This window comes from Streptomyces sp. NPDC007162, from assembly GCF_040634175.1.
Lineage (GTDB): Bacteria > Actinomycetota > Actinomycetes > Streptomycetales > Streptomycetaceae > Streptomyces.
In genome coordinates this window covers 1-10097 of record NZ_JBEYFC010000339.1, presented here as the reverse complement: position 1 = coordinate 10097, position 10097 = coordinate 1, and the positions used below count along the sequence as shown (strand labels likewise).

The window sequence follows — 10097 nt, the reverse complement described above, 5'->3', positions numbered from 1 at the left end:
CGGCTGGAGCGGGACACGGTGCACGGCGGCTACCGGGTCGTCTCCACCGAGGAGGCCCCGGAGGACGCGGACGCCGCGTGGTACGAGCAGCACTGAGATCAAGGGGAGCGCCATCGCGTACTGCTTGCCACAGGCGTTGTGAGATCGGATCCCAGTGGGCGGGTGGTGTGGTCACCCTGACGATGGTGCCCGCCCTCGACTGCCAAGTGTGGTGAGGGAGCCGAGAACTTCCACATAGTCCGAGCATGGATGATCGGAATGAACCCCCAGCTCGGAGACAGCTCGCCCCTGCAAGCCGTCACGGACGGTGATCTCTTAGAGGTCCTTACAAAGGCGTCGGCTCGTCGCTCGGCGGCCCGGCCCGCAGGCCGAGGAGGTCGGTGAGTGCGACTTCGAGGCCGTGGGCGCGGTGGCCGTTGTCTCGTGGAAGTAGACCTTGCCGAGGGCCTGGGCGGCGATCTGGCGGAGCTGGTTCCCGGTGAGGCCGGCTTCCTGGGCTTGGAAGAGACGGGCGGCGTGGCCGGGCGGCAGCGCGAGGGTGAGGTGTCGGATGCGGGCGTCGTCGGTGCTGTCGGGGGCGGCGGTGCAGCCGAACCGGCCTGGTCGTCGATCAGGATGCCGCCGGTGGTGGCCACGGTCTGCTTCGCCTTGGCCCTGACCTGTGGCTGCCAGCGGGAACGGCCCCGCGGTCCCTCGGCACGAGTCGTCTGTTCGGGGGTACGTGCTGGGGGTGCGCGGCGCCTGGCACGGAGGAATGCTCAGGCGCTGTGGCACGGTCCGTGCGGGAACGACCGGAAGGCCACGAGGTATGGCATGTACGCGGGCACAGGCGAGCACCCGGCATCCCAGGCATGAGCGCAGGGGAGAGGCACGGCTCCCGGCGGTGGTCGCGACCCTCGCCGCGATCGCCCTGTACCTGCTGCTGCCGCAGCGGCTGCTGATCGCTCCCCGGTACGTCCTGCCCACCCTGGAGTGCATGCTGCTCATCCCGCTCATCGCGATCAACCCCAAACGGCTGACCCGGCAGACGAAGACGTTCCGCGTTCTGTCGCTGACGCTCGTGGGCGTCATCGTGGTCAGCAATCTCGTGGCGCTGGTCATCCTGGTCCACGAACTGCTCTACGCCGGGGTGAAGGACGGCCGGTCCCTGCTGGTGGCCGCGCTGCAGATCTGGCTCACCAACATCATCGTCTTCGGGCTGGCCTACTGGGAGCTGGACCGGGGCGGCCCGGTCAGCCGCACCCAGGCACCCCGCTCGGCCCTGCCGCTGGCGGACTTCCGTTTCTCCCAGGACGAGAACGACGACGCCGTCCAGGAAGTCGCCGACGGAGCCAGCGCCACCTCGGACTGGGTCCCCACACTGATGGACTACCTGTACGTGTCCACCACCAACTCCACCGCCTTCAGCCCGACCGACACCATGCCGCTGTCGACCCGCGCCAAAGCCCTGATGAGCGTGCAGAGCATCTCCGCTCTGCTGACCTCGCTCCTGGTGATCGCGCGGGCCGTCAGCATCCTGCACTGACCCCGCCGGCCAGCCGGCGCGCAGCCGCCCGCGCGGCGTACATCCACCGCACATTCACCGCACACTCCACGGCCCGCGGGGTGCTCGCGGCGGCCTGGTGCAGTCCGGTGGCGGCGATGAGGTGGACACCGGAGCGCCGCGACAGACCGGGGAGTTCCTGGGCTCGGGCCCCCATTTTCCAGGGGGTCCACTGGGCGACCGAGGCCGTGGACCACCGCACCGGCTCGGACCGGCTGGCACTCAGGAGCTGCCCGGACCCCGGCCTGCGCGAGCCGGGGCAGAGTCCGGGCCATGCGCGCCCGCCGCAGCGCCACCTCAGCCCCGCAGAACGCGGCAGGCTGATCGGGAGTGTCGTGATCATGAATATCAGGTGGAAGCCCCTTCTGAAGGGACACCTGACCGACGCGAACACCGGTCACCTGATCAAGGCCTCCCGGCAAGCTACGGCGAACGCTCGGCGGCCGATCTCGCCCCGGTGGCTGCGGCCCGGTTCAGCAGAGCTTGCAACGGGCCGGCCTCCTCGCCCAGGGCTGCGGCAGGGGTCGGGGCGGGGCATCGCCGGTGGCGATCCGCGTCCCAGTCCCGACACCGGCGGGAAGCCCGCTTGGGCGTGTCGCGCCCTAGTAGCGCCTTTCCAGCCGCTCCAGCACGGCCTGGGCCATGACCGCCTCGCCCTGGGCATTGGGGTGCGCCGGAGCCGCGGGCGAGGTCGGGCGGAGAGGCTCGATCCAGCGGTCGGCGGGAGCCTTGCACATGTCGTGGCCGACGGTCGGGCCGTAGGTGTCCACGTACCGGTCGCCGTTCCAGGCGGCGACCAGGCGCAGCATCAGGTTGAGCCGCTTCCCGGTGTCGCGCAGGTAGGGGAAGTCCTTGGCGGCGAAGGGCACCGTCGGATAGCAGCCGCTGCCGTCGTCGGGCAGCAGGTCGGGGTAGCCGACGACCAGGATCCGGGCGTGCGGGGCCCGGGCGCGCACGGCCCGCAGCACCTTGTCGACCTTGGGCGCGGTCTGCGCGATGTTGAGCACCAGCTGGTCGGTGCCGGAGGAGTTGTAGTACTGCTGGCAGGGGTTGCCGGTGAGGTCCTTGGAGCTGAGGGCCGCGCAGGTGGCGATGATGGAGCCGAACCCCATGTCGTTGCCGCCGATCTGGACCGTGACCAGGTCGGTGTCCCGCCGCACGGCGTCGAGCTGGGGCCCGTTGGTGCCCTGCGCCTGCCACATCTGCACGGTCGTCGCGCCGGAACAGCTCACGTCCGTGAACGCGGTCACCTTGCGCGCCGCCGCCACCAGCGAGGGGTAGTTGTGGTCGGAGCGGGCGCAGTTCGCGTCGACCTGGGTCGGGATGACGGGGCCCGAGGTGTAGGAGTCACCGAGCGCCACGTAGCTCGTGCCGCGGTCATGGCCGGGGCCGTGGCCGCCGCCGTGCGCCGCGGCCGGTGTCGTGGACGCGGCCACCAGGGCGCAGCCGCCCAGCGCCGCCGCCACGGCCGCCTTCCGCCGGTGCGTTCTCGCCGAACCCTGCGACGGGCTGCCGTACGACATGAGGATCCCCCCTGGAACCGGGACGCGCGCGGAACCGGTCCCGACGGGCGGCCCGCACGCGTGTGTCGGAGGTCTGTATACCGCCCGGTAGGAGTCCGTAGCCAGAGGTCGGACGTCGAGAATTCTGTTGCCGAAGGGTTGTCGACGGTTTGTCTCAGCACTTAAATCAAAGTCTGAACTAAGCAGCAGGGAGCCGCTGATGAGACGACTGAGATCCCTGGGCGTGGTGCTCGCCGCCATGGCAGCACTGCTCGCCCTGCCCACCGCCCACGCGCCGGCGGCGCGTGCCGCCGACGTCCCGCTGTCCCAGGGGAGGACGGCCACCGCCTCCGCCGAGGAGAACGCCGGCACCACCGCCGGCAACGCGGTGGACGGCGACACCGGCACCCGCTGGTCGTCGGCCTTCTCCGACGACCAGTGGCTCCGGGTGGACCTGGGCGCCACCGCGAACGTGACCCGGGTGGTCCTCGACTGGGAGACCGCGTACGGCAAGGACTACAAGGTCCAGATCTCCGCCGACGGCACCAGCTGGACCGACCTCGCCGCCGTCACCGGCGGGGACGGCGGCACCGACACCCTCGACGTCTCGGGACAGGGCAGGTACGTCCGGATGCAGGGTGTGCACCGCGCCACTCAATGGGGCTACTCCCTGTGGGAGTTCCAGGTCTACGGCAGCACCACCGGCACACCTCCGGTGCAGGGCGGCGGCGACCTCGGCCCGAACGTCATCGTCGTCGACCCGTCCACGCCGAACCTCCAGGCGAAGTTCGACTCCGTCTTCGCCCAGCAGGAGTCGGCCCAGTTCGGCACCGGGCGTTACCAGTTCCTGCTCAAGCCGGGCACCTACAGCGGCATCAACGCCCAGATCGGCTTCTACACCTCGATCTCCGGCCTCGGTCTGAACCCCGACGACACGCAGATCAACGGTGACGTCACGGTCGACGCCGGCTGGTTCAACGGAAACGCCACCCAGAACTTCTGGCGTTCGGCGGAGAACCTCGCCATCACGCCGTCCAACGGCACCGACCGGTGGGCCGTGGCTCAGGCGGCCCCCTTCCGCCGTATCCACGTCAAGGGCGGCCTCAACCTCGCCCCCAACGGCTACGGCTGGGCCTCCGGCGGCTACATCGCCGACTCGAAGATCGACGGCACCGTCGGACCGTACTCCCAGCAGCAGTGGTACACCCGGGACAGCTCGGTCGGCGGCTGGACCAACGGCGTGTGGAACATGACCTTCTCCGGGGTCCAGGGCGCCCCCGCCGGCAACTTCGACTCCGGCCCCTACACCACGCTGGACACCACCCCCGTCTCGTGTGAGAAGCCGTTCCTCTACCTGGACGGCAGCGCCTACAAGGTCTTCGTCCCCGCGAAGCGCACCAACGCGCGGGGCGTCTCCTGGCCGGCGAACGCGGGCACCTCCCTCCCGCTGGACCAGTTCTACGTCGTCAAGCCCGGCGCCACCGCCGCCACCATCAACCAGGCCCTCGCCCAGGGCCTCAACCTCCTGTTCACCCCCGGCGTCTACCACCTGGACCGGACCATCAACGTCACCCGTGCCGACACCGTGGTCCTCGGCCTCGGCCTCGCCACCCTGGTCCCGGACAACGGCGTCGACGCCGTGCACGTCGCCGACGTCGACGGCGTGAAGCTCGCCGGGTTCCTGATCGACGCGGGCCCGGTCAACTCCGACACCCTGCTGCGGATCGGCGACCCGGGCGGCGCCGCCGACCACTCCGCCGACCCCACGTCCATGCAGGACGTGTTCGTCCGCATCGGCGGCGCCGGCCCCGGCCTCGCCACCAACTCGGTCGTGGTCAACAGCAACGACGTGATCATCGACCACACCTGGCTATGGCGCGCGGACCACGGCAGCGGAGTCGGCTGGACCACCAACCGCGCCGACTACGGCCTGAGGGTCAACGGCGACGACGTCCTCGCCACCGGCCTGTTCGTCGAGCACTTCAACAAGTACGACGTCTACTGGAACGGCGAACGCGGCCGCACGGTCTTCTTCCAGAACGAGAAGGCGTACGACGCCCCGAAAGCCGCCGCCGTCACCCACGACGGCGTCGTCGGCTACGCGGCCTACAAGGTCGCCGACACCGTGACCACCCATGAGGCATGGGGCCTGGGCAGCTACTGCAACTACACGGCCGATCCGACGATCGTCCAGTCCAACGGCTTCCAGGTGCCGACCGGTCCGGGGATCGGGATGCACGACCTGCTGGTGATCTCCCTGGGCGGCATGGGCCAGTACGCCCACGTCGTCAACACCACCGGATCGCCGACCTCGGGGACCAGCACCACCCCGTCCAAGGTGACCCGGTTCCCGTGACCGGCTAGGCCGCCGCCTTCCGGCGCGCCGAGAACCGCAGCAGCAGCCGTCGCGCCGGGCCCTCCACGCCCTCGTAGAGGAGCCACGACAGGCCCAGCGACACGGTGAAGGCGACGAGGGCGGCGGCCGCGCCGGTGAGCAGGTCGAAGCGCGGGCGGACGCCGAGCAGATGGGTGCCCGCCCGCAGCACCAGCAGATGCACCATGTAGAACGCGAACGACAACTCGCCGAGCCGCACCAGCCGGCGGCGGCGCCACAGCGAGGGCAGACCGCGCAGGTCGGCCTGGGCCGCCGCCGGGATGAGCACCGCGAAGCCCATGATGGTGCAGGCGGTGGCCGCGTAGTCGTCGGTGACCTGGGGGACCAGGAAGTAGCCGATGACGGCCAGCGCCAGTGAGGCCTCCAGGCCGGGGCCGCGCCACCGGCCCAGCAGCACCAGGCGCGCGGTGGCGGCGCCCAGCACGAACTCGGGCAGCCGGGCCGCGGGGAAGGAACTGATCGGCTGGTCCCACCAGTGGTGCGCGTCCGTCCAGGCCAGCGCGAGCACCGCGAGGACGGACAGCGCGGCCAGCACCGTCGCACCCCGCCCGCCCAGCCGGCGCAGCACCAGGGCCAGCAGCGGGAACGCGGCGTAGAAGAAGGCCTCGCAGGCCAGCGACCAGCTGACCGGGTCCAGCGTCTGCCACCACGGACGCCACCAGGAGTGCACCAGGAAGACATCGGCCAGGCCCTGCGGGAGGGTCGGGCGCGGCTGGCGGGGCAGCGTGAACGCCATGACCAGCGCGAGGACGACGGTGACCAGGTGCACGGGATAGATCCGGGCGACCCGCCGCCACCAGAAACGCGGCGCCCGGTCCCCCGGCCGCGCGGACCACATCAGGACGAACCCGGACAGGATGAAGAAGAACGACACCCCGGACGCGCCCGCCTCGAATCCCCAGGACATCAGGCGGCCGCCGGTGCCCCCGAAATAGCGGAAGTTGTGCACGTGCAGCCCGAAGACCAGCAGTGCGGCCATCCATCTCAGCCCGGTGAGGGACGGCAGCGGCGGAGCCGGGGCGGAGGGCTGGGCGGGGGACGGTGGCGCGGCGGCCGGAGCGGTCGGGGAGGCCTTGGTCGCCGTCGTCATCGAGTCACCTGCCGGAGGTTTCGGGCGTGGAGCATGAAACGGAGCGTTGCCCGTTCCACACCTTTCATTCCGGCCACGTACGAAACATCACACCAACGCCGAGGGGCGGCCTCGGCCATTCGGGCCGCGGCGGCCGGACGGGCGGGTGTGACCCTACCCGGACGGCCGACGCGCCCAGGGGCCCGCGCGTGGCGCCGTGACGCCGGGTGCGGCGCCGTGGCCCGTGCCTTTGGGCCGCGGGCGACGCGCCGAAACCTCCGGGCGCGAACGTGTGACCCACCCTTCGCCGTGTTGACGTCGCTACGAGCGGCCCGGCGTGGCGACGGCGCTCGGCCGGCTCTCGGACGGTGCGTCCCCGACCGCGGTCGGGGACGCGAACCGTCCGGACGCGGGCGACCCCGTGGTGCCGCCCCGCGTCGGCCGGGTGCGCGTGGGCTCCTGTGCGGGGCCGCCGCGCGTCGGCGCGACGCTCGGGCTCGGACGGGGCGTGTCCGGTGGCGGAGACGTCCGGGGATGCCGTGGTGCCGTCGGGCCGACGGCCGGCGGTGCGAGGGGGTCGCGCGGCGCCGTCGGCGCAGCGGGTGCCGCCAGATGCAGTGACACGGCGACGAAGGCGGCGACGGCGCAGGTCACCCCGGCTCCGGCAGCCGTACGCACCAGTCGGCGGCGCCCCGCGGCCCGCCGGATCTCCTCGTAACGGCCGGGCGGGGGCCCGAGGTGGGCGGCCGGCGGCCGCAGGATGACGGCGAGCGGATCGTCCGGGCCGCCGGACTCGGGCTCGTCGTCAAAGCGTGTGGTCAAGGCTTCTCCTCAGATGGCCGCGGAGCAGTTCTCGGGCCGCGTGCAGATCGGCCTTGACGGTTCCTTCCTTGCGCCCGGTCAGCTCGGACACCTCCCGGATCGGCATGTCGGCGTAGTAGTGCAGCAGGATCGGCACCCGCAGCCGCTCCGGCAGCGACTGCACCAGCAGCCGTACCGAGGGGTCCGTCTGCTCGGCGTGCGGGCGGGTCGCGGCCTCGGAGCCGACGCGGCGCACCGTGCGCCGCTCGCGCTCCAGCTTGCGCCAGTGGTCCCGGACGAGGTTGGCCGCGGTGACGTAGAGGAAACCACGGGGCTCCTCCACCTTCGTCCACCGGGCCCACAGCCGGGTGAACGCCTCCGAGGCGATCTCGTGCGCCGTCCCGTCGTCGTCGACGAGGCGGCGGCACCAGCCGGCCAGGCGCGGGTACAGGGCGGCGAACAGCTCGGAGGCCGCCGTGTCACGGGACCGTTTCAACGTTCTCCAGGGTCGAAGGGGGTTCGCGGGGGAGGATGCGGGACCGGCGGCGTACGTTCCACCGGTCCCGCATCCGCTGCGGCGGGTTCAGGGTGTCGTGCGGGTCAGGGCCGCGAAGACGATCACGTTGTCGAGATAGCCGTTCCCGGTGCGCTGGCCGCCGCAGGTGATCAGCCGAAGCTCCGGGCGGTCCACGTTCCCGTACACCTCTCGCGTCGGGAACCGCGCCTTCGCGACCGTCCGCACCTCGCGGACGGTGAACACCGCCGATCTGCCGTTCTCCAGACGCGTCACGACCTGCTCGCCCCGGCGCAGCTCGGCGAGCCGGCGGAAGACGCCGTCCCCGTAGGAGCCGACCGTGACATGGCCGAGGATCACCGACGGGCCGACCTGCCCCGGGGTGGGGGAGTAGCGGTACCAGCCCGCCCGGTCGTGCGCGGTGACCGGCGGCACCTGCACCGTGCCGTCGGCCGCCAGGCCCAGCCGCAGCAGCGGGGTGTCCACCCCGATCGCCGGGACCCGCAGCCGGACCGGTACGGAACGGCCGAGCGGGGCGGGCGTGGCGGAGCCGGCGGCGGTGGCCGACGCTGCGGGCGGCTGCTGCCGGGAGACCGTGGTGGCCGCCCGGTGCGGCGTCTGGCCCGCACAGCCCGCCAGCAGCGAGGCCGTCGCGGCGGTGAGCAGGGCGCGCCTGGAGAGCGGGGTCATGCCCCGGTCGCCCGGCGGCGGCGGACGACGAACACCGCGGCGCCCGCGGCGAGCACGACGGCGCCCGCCCCCGTGCCGATCAGCGCGCCGTCGGAGCCGGAGGAGGGCTCCGTCACCCCGGTGTCGGGGGCACCCTGCGGCACCGTGGAGACCTGACGCGAGTGACGGGTCGGCACGGGGGTCGCCGCCCGGGTGGGCTCGCTGGACCTCGCCTCGGACGGCACGGGGGAGGGAGCGGTGGTCGGCACGGCGCTGGCGACCGGGCTCGGGGCGGTGCCGGCGGCGAACGCGGGCACGGTGGTGCCCAGCACGGCGGTGCAGGCCAGGGCCGTGGCGCTCAGGACGGTTCGGCGCATGAGGACGCTCTCTTTCGTAGGCCCGCACCGGTCGGCGCGGGCTGTGTGACGGATCGAGCGGAGAGACGACCCGGACCCCGGGCAGGTTGTAAAGAGATGGCAAAGTCGGGCGGCGGGGGGCGGCGCGGGGCCGTCGGTCGGTTCGTGGTCTGACTTGAGTGGTTTGTTTTCTTGAATCATTCGTGTTTTTGAGGTTAGGTAGTGGCCATGACCGCATCCCAGCCCCCGACGACCGCCGAAGAACTGCGCGGTGCCGGCCTGCGGGTGACGGCCGCCCGCGTCGCGCTGCTGGAGACCGTCCGGCACGGCGACCACCTCGACGTCGAGGCCATCGCCTCGGGCGTCCGCGACAGGGTGGGCCACATATCGCTCCAAGCCGTGTACGACGCGCTGCACGCGCTCACCACGGCCGGACTCATACGGCGTATCGAACCGGCCGGCAGCCCGGCCCGGTTCGAAGGACGCGTCGGCGACAACCACCACCACGTCCTGTGCCGGTCGTGCGGTGCCGTCGCCGACGTGGACTGCGCGGTCGGCGAGGCGCCGTGCCTGACCGCTTCGGACGGCCACGGCTTCGCGATCGACGAGGCCGAGGTCATCTACTGGGGCCTGTGCCCCTCCTGTTCCACCGTCAGTTCCTGAGTACGCTGATCCGCCCCTTCCGGAAGGATTTCCCCCATGTCCGAGACCCAGGAGAACGCCGCGGGCAAGTGCCCGGTCGCGCACGACCGCGCCCCGCACCCCACCCAGGGCGGCGGCAATCGCCAGTGGTGGCCCGAGGGGCTCAACCTGAAGATCCTCGCCAAGAACACCGACGTCGCGAACCCCCTGGACAAGGGCTTCGACTACGCCGCGGCGTTCCAGGCCCTTGACCTCGCGGCCGTGAAACGGGACATCGCCGAGGTGCTGACCAACTCCCAGGAGTGGTGGCCGGCCGACTTCGGCAACTACGGCCCGCTGATGATCCGGATGGCGTGGCACAGCGCGGGCACCTACCGCATCTCCGACGGCCGCGGCGGCGCCGGCGCCGGCCAGCAGCGCTTCGCCCCGCTGAACAGCTGGCCGGACAACGGCAACCTGGACAAGGCCCGCCGACTGCTGTGGCCGGTCAAGAAGAAGTACGGCCAGTCCATCTCCTGGGCCGACCTCATGATCCTCACCGGCCCGGGGCGCCACCGGGCGTTGTGCGCGCCGGACGTCCAGACCTTCTGCCCGTTCACCACCCAC

At 71.9% G+C, this 10097-nt stretch carries 9 protein-coding genes and 2 pseudogenes; 4 read left to right on the top strand and 7 right to left on the bottom strand.

Features of this window, described 5'->3' with window-relative positions; translation table 11 throughout:
* Positions 1-883: 883 nt before the first annotated feature.
* Positions 884-1525, top strand: coding sequence for a hypothetical protein (locus ABZ646_RS31175; protein ID WP_360526133.1), 642 nt, complete (start codon positions 884-886; stop codon positions 1523-1525).
* A gap of 91 nt (positions 1526-1616) precedes the next feature.
* On the opposite strand, the pseudogene ABZ646_RS31170 reads toward ABZ646_RS31175, so the two are convergent.
* A pseudogene (locus tag ABZ646_RS31170) lies at positions 1617-1730 on the bottom strand (phosphotriesterase); the annotation flags it as partial.
* Between the two features lie 415 nt (positions 1731-2145).
* A complete protein-coding gene (locus ABZ646_RS31165) occupies positions 2146-3066 on the bottom strand; it encodes an SGNH/GDSL hydrolase family protein (protein WP_360526130.1) in 921 nt (306 codons plus the stop codon).
* A gap of 199 nt (positions 3067-3265) precedes the next feature.
* On the opposite strand from ABZ646_RS31165, the gene ABZ646_RS31160 reads away from it, so the two are divergent.
* A complete protein-coding gene (locus ABZ646_RS31160; protein ID WP_360526127.1) occupies positions 3266-5401 on the top strand; it encodes a discoidin domain-containing protein in 2136 nt (711 codons plus the stop codon).
* A 4-nt stretch (positions 5402-5405) separates the two neighbouring features.
* Here the strand turns inward: ABZ646_RS31160 and ABZ646_RS31155 are convergent, their stop codons facing one another.
* The 5 genes from ABZ646_RS31155 to ABZ646_RS31135 form a co-directional block, all read right to left on the bottom strand.
* Positions 5406-6530 carry an acyltransferase gene (locus ABZ646_RS31155; RefSeq protein WP_360526124.1) on the bottom strand — a complete coding sequence of 375 codons (1125 nt, stop codon included), beginning with the start codon at positions 6528-6530 and terminating at the stop codon, positions 5406-5408.
* 300 nt (positions 6531-6830) lie between these two features.
* Positions 6831-7331 carry a hypothetical protein gene (locus tag ABZ646_RS31150; RefSeq protein WP_360526121.1) on the bottom strand — a complete coding sequence of 167 codons (501 nt, stop codon included), beginning with the start codon at positions 7329-7331 and terminating at the stop codon, positions 6831-6833.
* Entirely contained in the window at positions 7315-7806 is a 492-nt protein-coding gene (locus ABZ646_RS31145) for an RNA polymerase sigma factor (protein WP_360526119.1), read from the bottom strand. The genes ABZ646_RS31150 and ABZ646_RS31145 overlap by 17 nt, the downstream gene beginning before the upstream one ends.
* A gap of 87 nt (positions 7807-7893) precedes the next feature.
* The gene (locus tag ABZ646_RS31140) at positions 7894-8514 is read right to left on the bottom strand and encodes a class F sortase (RefSeq protein ID WP_360526116.1); all 621 of its coding nucleotides are present in this window, start codon (positions 8512-8514) and stop codon (positions 7894-7896) included.
* A complete protein-coding gene (locus ABZ646_RS31135; RefSeq protein WP_360526113.1) occupies positions 8511-8870 on the bottom strand; it encodes an LPXTG cell wall anchor domain-containing protein in 360 nt (119 codons plus the stop codon). Before ABZ646_RS31135 ends, ABZ646_RS31140 begins: the two co-directional genes overlap by 4 nt.
* 207 nt (positions 8871-9077) lie before the next feature.
* Between ABZ646_RS31135 and ABZ646_RS31130 the strand changes: the two genes are divergently transcribed.
* Both ABZ646_RS31130 and ABZ646_RS31125 read left to right on the top strand, forming a co-directional pair.
* Positions 9078-9512: a Fur family transcriptional regulator gene (locus ABZ646_RS31130; RefSeq protein WP_360526110.1), complete on the top strand. Its 435-nt coding sequence runs from the start codon at positions 9078-9080 to the stop codon at positions 9510-9512.
* Positions 9513-9548: 36 nt separating this feature from the next.
* Positions 9549-10097, top strand: a pseudogene (locus tag ABZ646_RS31125) (peroxidase family protein); the annotation flags it as partial.

Bases quoted from the DNA above. Each gene is read 5' to 3' on its own strand.
- ABZ646_RS31160 (WP_360526127.1), top strand. From the start codon at position 3,266: ATGAGACGACTGAGATCCCTGGGCGTGGTGCTCGCCGCCATGGCAGCA.
- ABZ646_RS31140 (WP_360526116.1), bottom strand. From the start codon at position 8,514: ATGACCCCGCTCTCCAGGCGCGCCCTGCTCACCGCCGCGACGGCCTCG.
- ABZ646_RS31165 (WP_360526130.1), bottom strand. From the start codon at position 3,066: ATGTCGTACGGCAGCCCGTCGCAGGGTTCGGCGAGAACGCACCGGCGG.
- ABZ646_RS31135 (WP_360526113.1), bottom strand. From the start codon at position 8,870: ATGCGCCGAACCGTCCTGAGCGCCACGGCCCTGGCCTGCACCGCCGTG.
- ABZ646_RS31130 (WP_360526110.1), top strand. From the start codon at position 9,078: ATGACCGCATCCCAGCCCCCGACGACCGCCGAAGAACTGCGCGGTGCC.
- ABZ646_RS31155 (WP_360526124.1), bottom strand. From the start codon at position 6,530: ATGACGACGGCGACCAAGGCCTCCCCGACCGCTCCGGCCGCCGCGCCA.